Genomic DNA, 19,467 nt, shown 5'->3' with positions numbered 1-19,467 from the left:
AATCATTAAATATAAAGATGTAATGAAAAAAATATTATTATATACTCTGACTCTCTTCCTGCTTGCATCATGTGCAAAAGAAGCAGGATTAAATTACAGTGATAAGGATCGTGTATATTTCGCATATAATTATAAATTCCTTAATCAGATTCGTGAATTTGATAAGACCATATTTTCTTTCGGAATGGCAGAAGAAGATGTTAAAGAAGACACGGTTAGTATAGCTGTGAAGTTATTGGGTCAACCAGCAGATCATGATCGGTTTTATAAGATTTCTGTTTTGGCAGACTCCACTACAGCAATAGAAGGAGTACATTATAAATCAATATCATCCACACAAAAGTTTAAGGCGAATCTTTTTGTGGATACCCTTAAAATAGTTGTTTTAAGAGAAGCATTAAGCAGTAGTCATATCACCCAAGAAAAAAAGATAATTTCTCTATATATTGAAGAAAGCGAAGATTTGGGTATAGGGGTTAACAAAGGAGCTCGTACGAAAGTGGAAATCAATAATTACCTTTCCGAGCCTAAATGGTGGAAGTCCTATGAAGGGATTGGTTTGTATTATTATCATCCCGAAAAATGGAAGGTATTAATGCGCTTTAATGAAGCTTTTAAGGTTGTTGATTCGGACAGACCCATGAGTCAAAATCTTACTGCTCCTTATTTTTCTGCATTAAGATCTTATTTGATGGCAAATCCCACTTACGATAAAGAGACCAAAGAACGAGTACTTATTGATAGGCTTGCTCCATAAAAATGTTCAATTAAAAGATAACAAATTATGAATAGAATATTATTTATTAGCTCCTTATTTTTATCCTTCTTTATTGTAGTTTCTTGCTACAAGGATCAGGGCAATTATGATTATGTTGAAATCAATGAGCTGAAAGTAGAAGGGTTATTAAATCATTATGAACGTGATCAAGACGACTCTTTATCAATCGTAATTGATTTAAAAGGAACGCAATATTCCGACACCAATCGGTTTACTTATGAATGGGAGATCGCTCGAAAAATAATAAGTGAAAATAAAGATTTACATACCAAAGTCGACATGAAAGTAGGGGATCACCTAGGCCGATTTATTGTAACGGATAAAAATAATGGATCCAAGGAACACTTTAGATTTAATCTACGCGTCAGCACTTCCACTGCAGGAGATATGTTGGTTGTATTAAGTAACTATAACGGAGAGGCTGAATTGTCTTATAAACGGTTAGATCAAGAAGGAGAATTTGTAGTTAATTATTATAAAAATCGCTTTGAGGAGTCTTTAGGAAAAGGTCCCAAAGGCATTGTTGTTAACTATAATTATTTTAAAGATAAGGAGCCCTTTTCGGACGTGGCAACCCTTGGGGGGATGCATATATTATCAGAAGATGGCCTAAAAGTTATCGATAAAAATACCTTAGGTCCCAAAGAAGGTTTGGATGTAATAACTGGCGCTTCCTTTGCATCCATATTGCCACCCTATCCTGTCCCAGATGTTTCTAATTTTAAACCAGAGTTCGTTCGCTACCAACCTGATTTATGGATCTATACACCTCATGGTGGCATTAACCAAGTTGGTAGTATGTTTTTAATTTCTGCTGGGAATTTATATTATAACAATACGACTAGTTATAGAAATACAGTTTATGTCAATCAGAAGGTTTCGGATGGATACCTTTCCCCAGCCATGTGTTATGCCTATGTTAAGAATTCTGTGTCCGATGTAAACAGGCCTTCCAATACTAAAGGATTTGATCTGTCGTCTTACATATTGTTTTTTGATAGTAAAAATGGGAAGTTTTTGTATTCAAATGCTGGTAGGACGCCCGTACCTATTTTAAATACTTCGAGAGAAGAGTATTTGGATAAGTTTCCAGGTTATTCCATGATCTATGCTACACATACTTCCACTCCGAATAAATGTGTTGCAGTTTTGCATAATGGTTCTCAAGCCAAACTTGTTTACTTAACTGTTCCGGGAGATGCAACTCAGGCTAATACCACTCCATTTTCGATCGATGGAGTCGTAGATGTATCAAACGATATTGTTAATAAAGATAGTAAGTTTCATAGTATGAGATATTCGCCATATATAATTTTTAGTTCAGGAAGTAAACTCTACCGTTACAATGTTCTCAGTATATTAAGTAAGGCTATCCCCACAGAAATTATAGCCAATTTGAGTACAATGGGATATGATGCAGATGCTACTATTCCGACCTTCACTGTTTCCAGAACAGAGAGGTATTTGATAATGGGAGTCTCGCGCTATAAAAACGACCAATCTGGAACAGGAGAGCCTAAGGGTGATGTCATCCAAATGAAGCTTAATAGCTCTATAATAGGATTGACTTTTGATAAGAAATTTGAATCAGTGAGTGGTAACCCAGTTGATATCCAGATAAAGTATCAAACATTCAACCGCGATGGACTTGATGCTAACGGTGATTTAGTTGATAAAATATAAGTTTAAGGAGATGAAAAGAAATATAATAGTTGCATTGGCATTGATGATTTCGCTATCCTCTTGCACTGCTGATAAGAGTATTTATGCACCACAGCAAAAAGAAGAGGTGACACCAATAATACCTTTCGAACCAGATGGAAATGATCAAAACACGGGATCAAATCTGAAGCCTGGAATAAATAAAGTAAATTTAGAGGTGATTCTAGATAATGGAGACACTACATGGCGGGAATTTAAATATTATTTACCCATTTCTATAAATCCAAGTAAGCCTATATCTTTAATTTTTAATTTTCATGGAAATATAAGCTATGCGACAGGTGCGGTACCGCCCGATCCTATTTTTAATGTATCAGCTTTACATCCTCTGAATGCTATGGCTAATACAAATAATGTAATTACAGTATGGCCAGCGGGTACAGCTGAGCCGGGATCTGTAGGCTGGCAAGTTTCAGATAAGCATATTCCATTTGTTAATTCAATGGTAGAATTTTTTAAAGTAGCAACGCCCAAGATTGACACAAATAGAATTTATGCATGTGGTCATTCCAGTGGTGCTATCTTTTCTTTTGTATTAGCTAGTCAAATGTCTGATGTTTTTGCAGCAGTTTGTCCAGTAGCGGGTCAATTGCGATTGGCTGCTAATACTCCATTGCCACCAAGGACGGTGCCTATACGAGCTTTTAATGGAGACAGAGATGCAACTGTACAATATCAAGCAGCATATGATAATTTCAGGTCATGGGTTACAAGGATGGGGGGGTATCAAGTTAGAGATATTGTGGTTGGACAAGCTATTACGGCAGGTGATTATATCTGTACGCCTCATAGCGCACTGGATGGAAATGGAGACTTAGAGCTTTATGCACTTAAGGGGGTGGATCATAATGTGAATTGGGCGAATATTATTCCGTTGATGTGGGAGTTTATGGATCAACATCCTTTAGATAAATCCGTGGGTTTATATATTGCGGCAGGAGTAGAAACAGTCAGGTATGAAATAGGTAAAAAAGTTTCTACTACATTATATACCTCTAGGGGTGTTACGGTACGTATAGTTTCTTCTCCAGCGGGTTTTACTTCGGAATTGGTGGATAACAAACTGGAAATTACTGCCGGTTCAAATGCTGTCGATGGTAAGATTGTACTGGAGGGTAGTCTAGATGGTAAGAAGAAAAATGTAGAAATTACGCTAACTAAAAAATAGAAGATAAATTAAGAGTGCCTGGAAATGAATGATTCAATAGGAGTTTGTTCTAGTTCAGGTACTTTTTATATAAAACGCATTTGAAACTATTGCGACTAATCACTATTCATGTTTTAAATGAATAATTTATTTTAAAAAGATTATACAAATGAAAAAGTTAAGCATCCTAATCCTCTTTTTTACAATTTTTAAAGTTAGCGCTCAAGAAGAGATTGAGTTTATTAGTACGGAGAATTGGAAGAAAATAACTGAAAGAGCGGCACTAGAAGATAAATTAATTTTTGTGGATTGTTATACATCTTGGTGTGCACCATGCAAATGGATGGAAAAAAATGTTTTTACAGATTCGTCTGTAGCAACCTTTTATAATGATAAATTTATAAATGTAAAGATCGATATGGAAAAAGGAGAAGGTGTTATACTTCGTAAACAATACAATGTTCAATCTTTTCCTACCTTCTTATTTGTAAATAGTAAAGGAGAGGTGATACATAGAACAGGTTCAAAGATGTCTGTTGAAGATTTCTTAAGAGAAGGAATGACAGCTGCAGACCCTAAGAAAAATGTTTCCTATCTCAAGCAGAAATATGAGAAAGGACAAAGAGATATAAACTTTTTATTAGACTTTTATTTAGCAGTACAAAAGTCGGATCGATCAATGGCACAAAAATTAGGCCTTGATATTATTAAGCACATTTCAGAACAAGAATTAAACACTGAATTAGGTTGGCGTGTCATAAAAAATCTTGCTTTAACAGAAAACGACAAGTTAGGCAAGCATTTTTTAGCTAATCAAGAAAAATACACTTTATGGAGTAGTAAAGAAGATCGTCATGGGGTTGAAGAACGTTTAATTACCAGTACAATGAATAATTATATTTCGTTACAGGATGAATCAGCTTTTTTTAACAAACTACCTTACTTCAAAAAATCTTCTTATGCTGAGACTAGGAAACAAGGGGTGATGCTTGAATCCGATTTCTATTTGAGTCTAGGTAAATTTCAGGAATTTAAAAAGCTAACCAGTTCGGCAATGAAAAATGAATTAAAAAATGATGCTGATAAGTTAAGTTTCCTGGCAAGAAGAATAGCTCGCGGATCATACCAAAAGATCGACACTAACCCCATGATAATGCAACAAGCTTATATAATGGCCAAGCAAGCTAGTTTATTAGAACCTGAAGAATATTCAATCCAAGGTACTTATGCGAATGTTTGTTTAGAACTTAAAAAGAAAGATGAAGGCCTAAAAGCGGCTAAGAAAGCAAGAGAATTAGCCAATGCAGAAACATCTAAAATTCAAAGAATTGCAGATGATCTAATAAGAGCTCTAGAAGCTTTGTAATTAATTTTTAGCCGATAATTTTGAAAGGATTTCGGTGGCCAATACCAAATGTTGATTTTCATGGTCAACTTCGGTTTTCTGTACCAGCCTGAATTCGTCATACGTAGTCTGAAGAATTTTAAGAACGTTTATACGACCAATTTTGAGTGTAGCTTTTATGCCCGAATCCAAATGTGGGTAAGCTGTGTAAAATAGCCTAAAAGCAAAGCTTCAGGTTAGTTTCCGAAAGGCCCTTAATTTTGACAGATTTTGCCAGTTCGGGCATCAATCGGTCACCATACTTAGCCTGGTCTTCACATTCTGTTCGAATTCTACAATTTATAGACCGATCAACCAGTTACGTAGGGTAAGCGACTGGTTTATTGCTTTTACAGCTGGTACGACCGTTATCTCGTAAAAGGCTATGAGGGTCTAGCGAAAAAAAAACGGGGATTCTGGACAACAATGGAACAGCATTCCCGAGCAGATTAAAGAATTCGTTGTCGAGGTTGCCCTGGATAAGATTGATTTATAGGCGCGTGAGTTGGCTTGTCACATTACAGACGAACATCAGTTTTTTATTTCTGAATCCTCTGTCTACAGAATCCTTAAAAACAAGGGGCTGATAAGCGCTCCATGCCATATTTTGATCAGTGCATCCGATGAATTCAAGGATAAGACCAGTTTTGTGCATGAAATGTCGCAGACAGATTTCACCTATTTCAGGATAAAAGGCTGGGGAGATTATTATTTAAGCAGCATATTGGACGACTACAGCCCCTACATTGTACATTGGGAGCTCTGTCCATCAATGAAACATAAGGACGTGATACGCAATGTAGACACAGCGATTGAAAAAGGCGAAGTTAAAGACAAAGGTTAAGCCTAAATTATTGTCAGATAATGGATCGTGCTATATCTCTAAGGATCTTGGCAGGTATCTGACCGAAGAACTGGAAATGAAGCAGATCCATGGCAGCCCCGCTCATCCACAGACCCAGGTAAAAATTGAAAGATACAACAGAACAATGAAAAATGTGGTCAAATTGAACAATTACTATTCACCAGAAGAGCTAAAAGAAGCCCTCCAAGAGTTTGGAACGTTATCACGAGGCCTTAAATAACCTAACTCCTGCTGACGTATATTATGGTCGTGGAGAACTGATATTAAAACAGAGAGAACGATTGAAAAAAATCGCCATTAGTAACAGATAAGCACAATATCTAAAACAAAAATTAATAGATTTATAAATAAGAAACACGCCTTAACAGTTTGTCCTGATTTGTTTGAAGAATCCATGTAAAGAAGTGAAATCTTAAAAGTTTTAACCTCATAACCTTCATAACTGCGACTCTGGCTGCATCGGGACAAGCAAGCGATAAGAAGGAACAGAGGGACGAGTACCTAGGTTTATCTAACTTATTTGAAAATAGAGTTCAGTTATAAGAAAAATAACTGAACTCTGTAGTTTTTATTTACATACTTAGTGGGACAATCCCCTGTAAAGATACATAGCCGTTACTAAATCACTTCGGAACGGCTTTTTAGTATCTGATATTTTTTGTTTGTTTTAGAAAGGTGAGAAAGCGTTTTTCGCTTTAAAGATGCATTTATTCGTTTTAATCCAGGATTTTTTATTTTGAGGACACAAATTTGTAATTTTATTACATGCGAGATACCTCAGTAGACAATACCTACAACGTATTGAGTAGATTCAAGACCTGGCAGTTACTAGCTTTAGGGCTATTGTCGGCACTTTTTGTAATCTATCCCGATATTACTTGGTTGCCCTATGAATTAAAAGAGCTAGTCGGATCAGCGAAGTCCGAGCGGATCATCTTATTGCTGATCCGGTACAGTTTACTTTCTACATTAATCTTTTTATTGGTGGGGTATAACTTAAAATCACTGCATAGCATATCACTTCGCAAACGATTCTTTATCAATTTAATGATTACTCTTATAACATTTGCCATTTACGGAGGCATTTGTTATCTGCTTCTGGTCAGAGTCCGTCATTATGGCAGCCTCGTACTTTTTCAGTTTTTCATTGTGGCCGTATTGAGTACGTTGGTTGGTCACATTGCTATGCTGTATCTGGACCAAAGGAAGAAAAACAAAGAAATCCAAGAATTGCGTGTTCAAAATTTGCAAAGCAGCTACGACGCATTGACCAATCAGATCAACCCCCATTTCTTCTTTAATTCGCTCAATGGTTTAGCGTCCCTCATTCGCAAGAAGGAGGATCGTGTGACATTGACCTATTTAGATAAGTTGTCTGATGTATTCCGCTACATTCTGCAAAGTCATAAGAAAGGTCTTGTTACACTAGCTGAAGAATTAGCCTTTGTCAGTTCTTTTCAATACATGATGGAAGTGCGCTTTTCGGACAAGCTACAGTATAGTATCGAAATTGAAAAGAGTAAACTTACGCTAAAGCTTCCTGTACTTTCCGTTCTCCCTTTGCTAGACAATATTGTAGTCCACAATGTGGTAGACAGCGATCACAAAATGTTGGTCAAGATATGGTTGAACGAACAAGATGAACTGTGTATTTCTAATCCCATCTATTCAAAGTTGGTCCGTCCTACGACCAATGGGACAGGACTCGACAATTTGGAGAGCCGTTTCAAGTTATTGTTAGGGCAATCGATACGTGTACAAGATGATGGACAGTTATTTACAGTCATATTACCTTTAAAATAAAAAGCTATGAAAATCCTGATTGTCGAAGACGAAACTGCAGCATATGAAACCCTGTTCGAGATACTAAAGGAAATAGATTCTACTATTGAGATAATCGGAAATACGGAAAGTGTATCGCAGACCATTAAATGGTTGAACGATAATCAGACACCTGATCTCATATTGATGGATATTCATCTTTCGGATGGTTCTTCCTTTTTGATATTCGATTATATTACCGTAGAGGTGCCTATTATATTTACAACTGCATATGATGAGTACGCTATCGAAGCATTCAAGGTCAATAGTATAGACTATCTATTAAAGCCTATAAAGAACCATGAGTTGCAACGTGCATTGGACAAGTTTAAGAAGTTTTCGCAACCCGATATTCTTGCCTATATATCACAAATAAGCAATTTGAGCCCTACAAAAAGTTATAGCGAACGGCTCCTGATTCCTGTAAAAGATAAATTGTTGCCAATTCTGCTAGCAGAAATTTCCTATTTCTATACCACAGACAAAAATACTGTAATACAGCTGCAAGGGGGGGCACAATATCCCTACAGCAAGACTTTGGATCAGATCTTTCAGACGCTCGACCCAGCACTATTCTACCGTGCTAATAAGCAGTTTATCATCTCGCGGTATGCGATCAAGGATATCACTATTTGGTTTGATAGTCGTCTATTGGTTACTTTGAGTACAGATGTACCTGAGCCTATCTATATCAGCAAAAATAAAGCGGCAGCCTTTAAGGACTGGATGATAACTGGTTAAGATTTTCGCCTTTAGCCACAAATTTTTCGCTTTGGTCGGCGTATATATAAATAGAGTTACTATTATTTCGAAGTTTGTCTTAGTTTAAAAAAGATAAATAGATATGAAAAAGTACATTTATACAGTAGCATCGATAGTCGTATTGACGATAATAGCTGGTTTTACAGGCCGTCACTTAAAGGATAGGCACTGTACAAAAGCCGCAATGTTTACTGATTTAGCAGAAGCTCCAATTGATTCCAAAAAGCTTCAAGGGCAAGGTGTATTTCAAGGACTGACAACAGATTCATTATATACAGACATTCGAGTGTCGAACTATCAATTAGCTGCAGGTAGTTATTTTAATTGGCAGTCATTACCAGGAGGTAGAGTTTTAATAGTAACGGAAGGGGAAGGATACTATCAATCTAAAGGCAAGGAAGCTATAGCCATACGCAAAGGCGATCGTATAGAGACTATCCCAGGACTATACCATTGGGTTGGAGCTGCGCCTGATTCCCAACTTACATTTATTAGTGTGACTTCGCAAAAGTCTAATGATTTGATTAACTGGCATGAAGCTGTTTCAGCGGAAGAATATAAACAAGTAGCATCTATTGTAAACAAATAATTTAATTTTCATGAAAAATCGGACAAGAAAATATCTTTTTTTATTGATCGGTATTTGTGGTTTCATTAAACCTCTTACAGCACAACAGAAAACAGGAATATTGCTTATTGCTGAACAAGGAAGCTTTATGGTTGGCGGCACGCAGATGGTTGTTCCTGGAAGATTTTCAGTAGAAAATGCGTTGGCTTCGACTGGACAGACCTTTCATGGCGACCATGCTTATGTGTTCTATCAAAAACCTGTAAAGGCTCGTAAACTTCCACTAGTTTTCCTGCATGGTGCGGGACAGTCCAAGAAGACATGGGAGACTACAGCAGATGGTCGAGAGGGTTTCCAAAATATATTTTTACGTCGCAACTATGCCGTTTATTTGCTGGATCAACCGAGACGAGGTGAAGCTGGTAAAAGTATGGTTGAAGGGACTGTAAAACCGACTGGCGATGAGCAGTTTTGGTTCACGCAGTTTAGACTAGGTAACTATCCAGACTATTTTCCAAATGTTCAATTTCCGAAAGAGTCGCAATCTCTCGAGCAGTTTTATAGACAGATGACTCCTAATACAGGAGCTTTTGATACAAAAGTCGTAAGCGATGCGATCTCTTCCTTATTTGATAAAATAGGCGAAGGGATATTGGTTACGCACTCGCAAGGTGGCGGTCCCGGTTGGATGACAACCATCCAAAACGATAAGGTAAAAGGTATTGTCGCTTATGAGCCTTACAGCGGTTTTGTGTTTCCAAAAGGGGAGCTTCCTGCTGCAATTCCGTCTAGTGGGTTGTTTGGAGAATTGAAAGGAGTAGAAATTTCGTTAGAAGATTTTAAAAAACTAACTAAGCTTCCAATTGTTGTTTATTACGGTGATAATATTGCTAAAGAGCCAAGTAAGGTTTGGAATATGGATCATTGGCGCTCAGGTTTAGAGATGGCTAGATTATGGGCTGCTACTATTAATAAACATGGTGGAGACGCTCAGGTGGTACACCTTCCCGAAGTCGGTATCAAAGGTAATACACACTTTCCTTTTTCAGATCTCAATAATATCCAAGTGGCCGATGAATTATCGAAATGGCTAAAGGAAAAAGGTTTAAGTAAGTAATCAAAAAATAAAGAGCAGGATGAAAATTATTCAAAACTATAGCCTTTGGATAGGCGTCATATTTTTGATGCTCACCTCTTGTTCCAGAGCTTCAGAGTTACCTGTAGGAAAAGGCGAGCTTATTAATGATAAGAAACTATTGATTGTATACTTGTCAAGAACAAAAAACACTAAAGCTGTCGCTGAGATGATCAATAAAAAGGTTGGTAGTGACCTAGTTGAGTTGGAGTTACAAACACCTTATCCAGTAGATTATAAAACGACGGTAGATCAGGTCGTAAGTGAAAATGCAAGAGGCTTTTTACCTCCTTTGAAAACGAAAATTGACAGTATTAAAAAATACGATATCATTTTCATTGGATTTCCGACCTGGGGCATGCAACTGCCCCCTCCGATGAAAAGCTTTTTGAATCAATATGATTTAAGCGGCAAAACAGTCATTCCATTTAATACCAATGCGGGGTATGGAATTGGGAGTAGTTTTGAAACGGTGAAGCAGTTGTGTTCAAATAGTAAAGTATTGAACGGTTTTTCTACTAAAGGAGGGATCGAACGAGACGGTGTTTTTTATGTGATGGAAGGTGATAGAGAAGTTCAGGTGAAGCAAGAAATAGACAAATGGTTGATTCGTATAGGGGTGGTCAAATAGGGTAGACAGCATTAATTGGAAAAATATTAAAAGCAGTAGATATCATGAAGAAATTAATCTATTTAACAGTATTGCTATTAACCGTTAGTACGGTAAATGTAATGGCGCAAGATCAGTCCATTTTTACATTGGGTGAAAAGGCTAAAAATGTAAATCATACAGGCGATGTATGGTTACGCGAATTAAATGCTGCCGATAAAGATATTAATTCGCAAATATCACTCGCTGTTTTTGCGCCCAATGCGAAGCTGAATTGGCATACGCATTCTGCTGGCCAAATATTATTAATTACAGATGGAGCAGGCTATTATCAGGAAAAAGGTAAAGCTGCACAATTGGTAAAGAAAGGTGATGTCGTTAAGTGTCTTCCAGGTGTGGAGCATTGGCATGGTTCTACACCGACTACAGGTGTTACTTATGTAGCTGTTTCTCCTAAGAGTAGCACGACTTGGTTACAGTCAGTAGATGAACAAACCTATTTAAACTTAGAAAGAACAAAAGATAATGCGATGAATGATGAAGAACAGCTAAAAGCCCTTTCAGCATCGAAATGGACTTGGATGGCCGATAAAAATACAGACGAACTGAATAAGCTATTTCATGAGAAATCTATGTTTGTTCATATGGGCGGATCATGGGGCAAGCAACGTGAGCTCGATGTAATTAAGAGCGGTGGGATATGGTATAAGAAAGCAGAGGTGTATTCGGTGACGCTCAATGTAATTGGTAATACGGCTATTTTGCTTAATGATATAGATCTAGAAGCAGTCGTCGGAGGCAATACCGTTATGAATCCTTTTATGGTGACAGAAGTATATGTCAAGGAAAATGGTGAATGGAAAATGGGATCACTTACATTTTCAAAGTTAGCAAGATCAGTTAAGATGAATAATAATGATTAAAGGAATACAATTATTACTGTTTACACTATTTATTACTACAACTCTAACAAATGCACAGGTACTGGATAGGTTGAGTAAACAGCAGCAGTCTATCGTGCAAATAGCTGCATTGACGGGTAAAGGTTCTTTGCCTAACTTAGCTATTCAATTGCATGCAGGCTTAGATGCCGGATTGACTATCAATCAGATCAAAGAAGTTATTATTCATACCTATGCTTATGCTGGTTTCCCGCGTAGTATCCGTGGATTACAAACCTTCATGACTGTTCTAGATGACCGAGAAGCTAGAGGAATAAAAGATAAGTTAGGAGCAGAGGCATCGCCTATATGTTATGATGCTAGTAAATACGACAGAGGTAAAGCAGTTTTAGACTCCCTATTAGGTGCAACTCAAAATGGACCACAGACAGGCTATTCGGCATTTGCTCCTACAATAGAGATTTTTCTCAAAGAGCATCTTTTTGCAGATATTTTTGAACGTGATGTACTGACCTATGCCGAAAGAGAATTGGTAACTATTGCAGTATTGAGCAGCATTGGCGGTGTTGAGCCAATGCTCCGATCGCATTTTGGTATCTGTTTGAATGTAGGTTTATCAGGCAAACAGTTGAAGCAATTTATAACAGTTATAGAATCTACAGTTGGCAAAAAGGAATCTGAAGATGCGAAGATAGTTTTGGACGAAGTGCTTAAGAGCCGTCAGAAGAAATAAGAAAAATATAATGTTCAACAGCATTAAATCATAAAAAAAATGGAGAAAGTAACATTAAATAACGGAGTAGAAATGCCGATTTTGGGTTTTGGCGTTTTTCAGATAACAAACCTGGAGGAGTGCGAGCAAAGCGTCTTAACAGCAATAGAATCAGGGTATCGTCTTGTAGACACGGCTACATCTTATCAAAACGAAACGGCAGTTGGTAAAGCAATCAAAAGAAGTGCAGTACCGAGGGAAGAGTTGTTTATTACGACCAAACTTTGGATTGAAGATACAGGCTACGAAAAAACAAAGGAAGCAATTGAAAGATCCCTCAATAAGTTACAATTAGATTATTTGGATCTGTATTTAATTCATCAACCTTATGGTGATATTCACGGCTCTTGGCGCGCGATGGAAGAACTATACAAAGCAGGGAAAATCCGAGCTATCGGTATTAGCAATTTTCATCCAGATCGAGTTGTAGATTTAATGGCTTTTAATGAAATTGTACCAGCGGTAAATCAGATCGAAACACACCCATTCTATCAGCAGATTGAAACGCAAAAATTCTTAACGGAAAACAATATCCAAATACAGTCTTGGGCTTCCTTTGCAGAAGGTAAGAACGACCTTTTTAATAACGAATTATTGACTTCCATTGGCAAGAAGTATAATAAGAGCGTAGCGCAGGTTGTACTGCGTTGGCTTACCCAAAGAGGGGTGGCTGTAATTCCAAAATCAGTAAATAGAGGAAGAATGATTGAAAATATAGACGTTTTTGATTTTGAATTGACTGCAGAGGATATGCTTACTATTCAATCGCTAGACACGAAAGAAAGTCTATTTTTCAGCCATCGCGATCCCGAAATTGTTAAATGGTTGACAAGCCGCAGACTTCCTAAATAGCATTTATAAGGAATATACCAAGCTCAGGTTTGACAAATACTATTCATCCTAAAATAATACAACAATGAACAAGTTAGCATCAATCATCGCATTGACAACACTTTCCTTTATGAATATAGTAAACGCACAAACTATACAAAAGCGATATGAACAAAATCCTTTCACATTGGTGTATGACGGTGCTATTACCAAAAATGAAAAAGGTAAAGTAAATATCCAACCCGTAACCTATAAATTAAACGGGAACGACATCGCTGCAAATGTATATTTGCCTGCCAACTATGCCCCACAAAAGAAGTATGTTGCTATAACTGTAGCGCACCCCAATGGCGGTATCAAAGAGCAGACAGCAGGTTTGTATGCGCAACGATTGGCAGAAGCTGGGTTCATCGCTATAGCAGCTGATGCTACTTTTCAAGGAGCAAGCGGAGGAGAACCTCGTCATACGGACAAACCTTTCTTCCGTGTTGAAGATATTCGTGGCATGGCCGATTATATCAGCCAATTTCCTGGCGTCGATACCGAGCGTATAGGAGCTTTGGGTATATGTGGTGGTGGCGGTTATACGTTAAAAGCTGCGCAGTCAGATAAAAGGTTAAAAGCCGTGGCGACATTGAGTATGTTTAACTCGGGCGAAGTACGTCGTAATGGTTTTCAGAACTCACAAATAAATACGGTGGCGCAACGAATGAAACAGGCTTCCGATGCGCGTAAACAAGAGGCTGCGGGCGGAGAAGTGCTTTTTTCTGGTGTCGCTAGTATCACGAACGAAGAGATCGCTAAGACCAGTACCGATCTGTATCGCGAGGGCTACGAATACTACTACAGATCACATGCACATCCGAATTCTACCTTTCTGTATACGACCAGTAGTCTCATGGAATTGATGACTTGGGACGCTACGGATCAAATAGAGCTTTTAGATCAACCTTTGTTAATGATATCTGGAAGTAAGTCAGATACCAAATACATGACCGACGAGGCATTTCCTAAAGCGATAAATGCGAAAAGTAAAGAGATGTTTCTAATCGATGGGGCTACCCATATACAAACATATTGGAAACCTGAGTATGTAGCGCAAGCGGTTGATAAACTAGTAGAATTTTACCATAAAAACTTATAATAATGAAGCTTCCTTTTAATTATTTATTCTTTGCTTTACCCGTTTTATTTACGGCTTGTTGTAATGTACAGACTTCAGCATTGAAAACGAATGAAGAGCCTGTTTTTGCTAGAGGAGAAAAAGTAGTGAGCGAAAATTTTGTGGGAACAGTTTGGCTTCACTATTTAGCGGAGAGTGATACGACCTTTAATGTCAATATCGGATCGGTGACTTTTGCTCCTGGTGCTAGAACCAATTGGCATTACCACAAAGGAGGGCAGATATTATTGGTTACCGAGGGTAAAGGTTTATACCAAGAGAAGGGGAAGCCTGTAGAGATTATTGAAAAAGGACAGGTTGTCAAGTGTCCTCCTCATATAGAACATTGGCACGGCGCTACGACTACCGACACCATGACGCATGTAGCTATAGGGACAAATACCAATATAGGTGGTGCTGTATGGTTGAAACAGGTTACTGATGAGGAGTATCTCCAATAGTTTAATTTTTGTATTTTTCTCCCGAATTGTCAATTGGAGAAGGATCCGAGTGGTTTAAAATCATCTTGGCAATTTCGTTTTTCCGTATAGATACGATACTTTTTTTCTCCCGTATTTTTGAGAAAATCTCACACTAGGGATAGGAGGGTATACCTAGTGATTATATATTGGATTTGACCTTTTGTAAGGGTGCAGGCAAAACTACTGCTAGCTATACCGTATTGCCCGAAATTTTTAATTGTGGATAGGAATTTTTAACGGCCATATTAATGAAAGTAGGAATAGTCATGTACACAAAAAATAAAGTAGCTATCTTCTAATGTACACAACCAAAGCTCCTAAAAAAATCAGACAGCTACTTTACGATCATCTTCACGTTCCCATACACGATGACCTTTCAAGATAGTTATGAAACGATCTGTAATTTCACCTTCTGATTCCAGTATAACTCCTTTGTCTATTTTTTTTGTAGTAATCAATGTCAATTTCATTAATTCTTCTGCTCGCTTTGCAAAAGCTATAGCTTTACAGTGTCTAAAACCTTCATTTATAAATTGTACATAATCCTGTTCTTGTGCCAACACGTTTATAGAGTCCCCCTCCGGTGTATAGAAAGCGTCAAAACATACCGAAGCGTCAGTGAGATAGGTATGTTGTATTTCTTCTTGGCCACCTTCTTTATAGGTCAGTGTACCGACGTTTGTACTCACCAATACCACTTCTGCCCCTTCTTTTTCCAGAGGTAATTTTAATTTATCTATACTTTTTTTACTGACGCCATCAGCCACTAAAAAAGCAATCTTCCTCGTGGCGATTGTTCCTTGGCCGGGCTTGGTGGCCATACTAAGTGCATTAGACGTAGTAACTTCTGGTTTTTGAGCTTTAACGGGGTATTCTGGATGGTTCGCTTTAGCAAATTGTAAGGTCAATTCGTCTAAAGTCTTAGAAGGCTCTAAGCCGATATTCCTACCCACGGCACTTGCTAGTTCCGGCTCTACTTGATATAGTATCGCTAGTTCCCTTTGTCTCACACCGACATCTTTCACCTTAGAAAGTTCAAAGCTAAATGCACTGACGATATGTTTCTGTTCAGGCGGAGTTTGAGAATTATAGAAAAGCCTAGCTTGCGTAAAGTGATCAGCAAACGAAGAGCTCCTTCCTCTGATTTTTTTCGCATCTATCTTCTCATTATGCGATTCAAATCCCTTATCACCTTTGAGCATTGCATGGTATGGACATCCTCCGCCAAGACTGTTTGGGAAATAGGATACTTTACCTTTTAGTATATCCTGTCTACCAAAACCATCTTTTTGGTTGTTGAATTTTCCTTCTACGGGTCTATTTATTGGTAACTCATGAAAGTTGGGGCCGCCCAATCGATAGTTTTGTGTATCTGCATACGAAAACACGCGCCCTTGCAATAACGGATCATTACTGAAATCTATTCCCGGTACCAGACGACCTGGATCAAAGGCAACCTGTTCTGTCTCGGCAAAGAAATTTTCAGGATTCCTGTTTAGTGTCATCGTACCGATTAGTTTTACCGGAACTAGTTCTTCAGGAATTAATTTGGTCGGATCCAGTATATCAAAAGAGTATTTTAATTCATCTTCTTCAGGGATAAGTTGTACACCTAAGTCCCATTGAGGGTAGTTTCCTTTTTCTACAGCTTCCCATAAATCTCTGCGATGGAAATCCGCATCATAACCCGATATCTTTTGAGCTTCCTGCCAGGCCACCTGATGGACGCCTAGCCTAGGTTTCCAGTGAAATTTTACGAACGTGGCTTTGCCTTTATCGTTCACGAATTTGAATGTATGTACCCCAAATCCCTCCATCATACGTAAAGAGCGGGGAATGGCCCTATCAGACATTACCCATAGGGACATGTGTGCGGCTTCAGGCATCAAGGATATAAAGTCCCAAAAAGTGTCGTGAGCAGAAGCCGCTTGTGGCATTTCATTGTTGGGTTCCGGCTTTACGGCGTGTACGACATCCGGAAAATTCATTGCATCTTGAATGAAAAATACGGGTATATTATTGCCAACAAGATCGTAATTACCTTCATCTGTGTAAAATTTGACCGAAAATCCCCTCACATCCCGCGCTAAATCTGTAGAACCTTTGAAACCAGCTACTGTCGAAAAACGCACAAATACAGGAGTTGTGGTCCCTTTTTTTAAAAACTGAGCCTTGGTATAAGCTGACATATCTGCTGTAGCTTCGAAAATTCCATGTGCACCTGATCCCCTTGCATGTACTACGCGTTCTGGAATTCGTTCTCTGTCAAAGTGGGCAAGTTTGTCCTGATAGATAAAATCTTCTAATAGCGACGGCCCCCTTTCTCCGGCTTTTAGGGTATTGTTGTTATCATGGATAAGGACCCCATCATTAGTTGTCATATGCTTGCCACTATTATCGATGACATTTCTAGCGATGATTTCCGTTTTTTTGTTTGAGTTTTTATTTTTCATATTACAACGTGTATATGTTGATAGATAGTTTGTTGAATATTATATTATTTGGTATTACAATTTATATCGCACACTAAGAAGCGTTCAGTTTATAACAGTTTATTGTTTTTTCGATTTGTTGCGTGTATTTTTGACTACAATCAGTGTTGTATAAATAACAAATATTAGAAGAAAAAGTTTTCGAGTGCTAATACGCTAATTGGCAGTATCACTAAGCCCTTTTTCTTAGTATATTTTAATCTTACTTATATAAACTTGTAGTCATTTTTCTGGCCAGTACTATGATATAATTAATGTTTTATAGCATCCTGAAGTCAATTTTTCGAAACCAGAGAAACAAGCAGGAAAAAGAACCCATTAAATCCTTGTTGTCTAAATCCTTGAAGATATGTGCTTATAATTTCTTATTTTTAGTAAAATTAGTTCACCCCATTTCGGGTACATGTTTTATTACTGGAAAGAAAATTAAGAATAAATCAGCCTAACAAAAAATAACCTATGGAAACTATCAGTTATATCAGCAAACAGGAAATCGGAAATGGCGAAGAAGTACAATGTAAAGATATAAGAGAAGGTGTGTTTAGCTTGTTATTATTGGACCACCCCGAATTATCCAAAGAAGATTATATATCTATTGACGAATTGAACCATTACAGACGACTTTATGTTACTTCACTTATTAGTCAGGAGAAAGGAGAACTTGCAGTCATAGATATTGATGTAATGAATGCGATCAGAAATAACTCTATTCTCTCAGAAGATATACAGGAGGAGCTGGAGTCACAGCTAACTATCGGTCAAAAACTAGCTGATCGAGTGGCTGGTTTCGGAGGCAGCTGGATATTTATCATTGCTTTTTTTTTATTTATCGTTTTATGGATGATTGTTAATATTGTCATTCTAAAAAGCCAACCTTTCGATCCTTTTCCTTTTATCCTCCTCAATCTACTTCTCTCATGTTTGGCGGCAATTCAAGCTCCGATCATCATGATGAGTCAAAATAGGCAAGAACAAAAAGATCGGGTAAGAGGCGAACACGATTATAAGATCAATTTGAAAGCAGAATTGGAAATAAAATTGCTGAGCGAAAAAATAGACCATCTGCTCATTCATCAAAACAAAAAGCTTTTGGAAATCCAAGAAGTGCAAACCGACTATTTGGAGGATCTGCTTAAAGAGCTGAAGAAAAACTTAAGTAAATAAGTAGAACTCAACAGATAGGCAACTGTGAAAATACCCGTATAACTCCATCTTTTCCATCTCTCCGATTGGATTCTCGTGATCATAAACGAGTACAGCTTTGCTTTTTTTATTATGTTTAATTAAGGTTTTGCGTATTTTAATCGTTTTATCAATTGTGTGCTGTGGTAACCATCAAGTGCTGAACCTGCAATGGTTCCAGCCTTTTCTAAAAAATAAGTTATCAGAAAGGCTGACTGGCATTGTAAATGCGCTTCCCATGAACGATGAAACAAGAATTTTGGAAATCGGATGTGGATCTGGAGCAATGGCGAGGGAAATATCCAGACAATTAAAGAATGGGCATATACTTGCTATCGATCGCTCTGCGAAAGCCATTAGCCAAGCCATTTCACTTTCAAGAAATGAACTAGAAAGTGGCAAACTCACGTTCAGGCAAATTGCCATGGAAGATTTTGATATGAATGCTGATGAACAGCCTTTTGATATTGCTATTGCTGTGAGGGTCGGAGCTTTAGATGGTAGGCATCCTAACATTGAAAAGCAGACGTTACGTAAAATTGCTGAATCCCTGACTAAATCGGGAAAGCTCTTCATCGACGGAGGAAATCCTTTAAAAGAAATTTTTCTCGATGAATACAGACTGTAAACTAAAATTAACCTTACCCACAATGAAAAGCATTAAACCCGTGGGTGATTATTTAACATAGGTTCCTTGGCTACTTTCTTTATTTACGACTTTATAACTAAAGCAAAGTAAAGAAACGATCCACTTTGGCAAAGGTTTTGAACTGCAAAAAAAATCATCGTTAGACCTAGTTTGCAGTACGATAACGGATCATTATTAAACTAGTTTAACAAACTGTATCAATT

General features: G+C 37.7%; 19 protein-coding genes. 18 read left to right on the top strand and 1 reads right to left on the bottom strand.

Features of this window, described 5'->3' with window-relative positions:
- Positions 1-22 precede the first annotated feature (22 nt).
- The 16 genes from G7B20_RS13205 to G7B20_RS13130 all read left to right on the top strand — a co-directional run bounded on the left by G7B20_RS13205 (position 23) and on the right by G7B20_RS13130 (position 14,920).
- Positions 23-757, top strand: a complete 735-nt coding sequence (locus G7B20_RS13205) for a DUF4843 domain-containing protein (protein ID WP_164111884.1) — start codon at positions 23-25, stop codon at positions 755-757.
- A 27-nt stretch (positions 758-784) separates the two neighbouring features.
- Positions 785-2,461 (top strand): PKD-like family lipoprotein, encoded by a 1,677-nt coding sequence (locus tag G7B20_RS13200; protein ID WP_164111883.1) that lies wholly within the window; start codon positions 785-787, stop codon positions 2,459-2,461.
- Positions 2,462-2,471: 10 nt separating this feature from the next.
- A complete protein-coding gene (locus G7B20_RS13195) occupies positions 2,472-3,668 on the top strand; it encodes an alpha/beta hydrolase family esterase (protein WP_164111882.1) in 1,197 nt (398 codons plus the stop codon).
- Between the two features lie 148 nt (positions 3,669-3,816).
- Positions 3,817-5,013 carry a thioredoxin family protein gene (locus G7B20_RS13190; RefSeq protein ID WP_164111881.1) on the top strand — a complete coding sequence of 399 codons (1,197 nt, stop codon included), beginning with the start codon at positions 3,817-3,819 and terminating at the stop codon, positions 5,011-5,013.
- A gap of 523 nt (positions 5,014-5,536) precedes the next feature.
- Complete coding sequence (locus tag G7B20_RS13185) at positions 5,537-5,875, top strand: transposase family protein (RefSeq protein ID WP_164111880.1); 339 nt, start codon at positions 5,537-5,539, stop codon at positions 5,873-5,875.
- A 10-nt stretch (positions 5,876-5,885) separates the two neighbouring features.
- On the top strand, positions 5,886-6,116 hold the full coding sequence (locus G7B20_RS13180; RefSeq protein ID WP_164111879.1) for a transposase family protein: 231 nt from the start codon (positions 5,886-5,888) through the stop codon (positions 6,114-6,116).
- Positions 6,117-6,661: 545 nt separating this feature from the next.
- The gene (locus tag G7B20_RS13175; RefSeq protein ID WP_164111878.1) at positions 6,662-7,699 is read left to right on the top strand and encodes a sensor histidine kinase; all 1,038 of its coding nucleotides are present in this window, start codon (positions 6,662-6,664) and stop codon (positions 7,697-7,699) included.
- A gap of 6 nt (positions 7,700-7,705) precedes the next feature.
- Positions 7,706-8,458, top strand: a complete 753-nt coding sequence (locus G7B20_RS13170; protein ID WP_164111877.1) for a LytR/AlgR family response regulator transcription factor — start codon at positions 7,706-7,708, stop codon at positions 8,456-8,458.
- A gap of 103 nt (positions 8,459-8,561) precedes the next feature.
- Positions 8,562-9,068, top strand: coding sequence for a hypothetical protein (locus G7B20_RS13165; RefSeq protein WP_164111876.1), 507 nt, complete (start codon positions 8,562-8,564; stop codon positions 9,066-9,068).
- A 10-nt stretch (positions 9,069-9,078) separates the two neighbouring features.
- Complete coding sequence (locus G7B20_RS13160; protein ID WP_164111875.1) at positions 9,079-10,164, top strand: alpha/beta hydrolase; 1,086 nt, start codon at positions 9,079-9,081, stop codon at positions 10,162-10,164.
- Between the two features lie 19 nt (positions 10,165-10,183).
- Positions 10,184-10,813 carry a flavodoxin gene (locus G7B20_RS13155; protein WP_164111874.1) on the top strand — a complete coding sequence of 210 codons (630 nt, stop codon included), beginning with the start codon at positions 10,184-10,186 and terminating at the stop codon, positions 10,811-10,813.
- Positions 10,814-10,857: 44 nt separating this feature from the next.
- Entirely contained in the window at positions 10,858-11,715 is an 858-nt protein-coding gene (locus tag G7B20_RS19510) for a DUF4440 domain-containing protein (RefSeq protein ID WP_164111873.1), read from the top strand.
- Entirely contained in the window at positions 11,708-12,427 is a 720-nt protein-coding gene (locus G7B20_RS13145) for a carboxymuconolactone decarboxylase family protein (RefSeq protein WP_164111872.1), read from the top strand. Before G7B20_RS19510 ends, G7B20_RS13145 begins: the two co-directional genes overlap by 8 nt.
- Positions 12,428-12,466: 39 nt before the next feature.
- A complete protein-coding gene (locus G7B20_RS13140; protein ID WP_164111871.1) occupies positions 12,467-13,318 on the top strand; it encodes an aldo/keto reductase in 852 nt (283 codons plus the stop codon).
- 64 nt (positions 13,319-13,382) lie between these two features.
- Positions 13,383-14,441 carry an alpha/beta hydrolase gene (locus G7B20_RS13135; RefSeq protein ID WP_164111870.1) on the top strand — a complete coding sequence of 353 codons (1,059 nt, stop codon included), beginning with the start codon at positions 13,383-13,385 and terminating at the stop codon, positions 14,439-14,441.
- A 2-nt stretch (positions 14,442-14,443) separates the two neighbouring features.
- Positions 14,444-14,920 (top strand): cupin domain-containing protein, encoded by a 477-nt coding sequence (locus G7B20_RS13130; protein WP_164111869.1) that lies wholly within the window; start codon positions 14,444-14,446, stop codon positions 14,918-14,920.
- Positions 14,921-15,267: 347 nt separating this feature from the next.
- Here the strand turns inward: G7B20_RS13130 and G7B20_RS13125 are convergent, their stop codons facing one another.
- A complete protein-coding gene (locus G7B20_RS13125) occupies positions 15,268-17,394 on the bottom strand; it encodes a catalase (RefSeq protein ID WP_164111868.1) in 2,127 nt (708 codons plus the stop codon).
- 498 nt (positions 17,395-17,892) lie between these two features.
- Between G7B20_RS13125 and G7B20_RS13120 the strand changes: the two genes are divergently transcribed.
- Positions 17,893-18,597: a DUF1003 domain-containing protein gene (locus tag G7B20_RS13120; protein ID WP_164111867.1), complete on the top strand. Its 705-nt coding sequence runs from the start codon at positions 17,893-17,895 to the stop codon at positions 18,595-18,597.
- Positions 18,598-18,694: 97 nt separating this feature from the next.
- Positions 18,695-19,243 (top strand): class I SAM-dependent methyltransferase, encoded by a 549-nt coding sequence (locus tag G7B20_RS13115; RefSeq protein WP_205600220.1) that lies wholly within the window; start codon positions 18,695-18,697, stop codon positions 19,241-19,243.
- Positions 19,244-19,467: the final 224 nt, after the last annotated feature.

The sequence above is a fragment of the Sphingobacterium sp. xlx-96 genome, from assembly GCF_011007365.1.
Classification (GTDB): domain Bacteria; phylum Bacteroidota; class Bacteroidia; order Sphingobacteriales; family Sphingobacteriaceae; genus Sphingobacterium; species Sphingobacterium luzhongxinii.
Note: the sequence above shows the minus strand (reverse complement) of the source record. Positions and strands in the feature narration are given on the sequence as shown.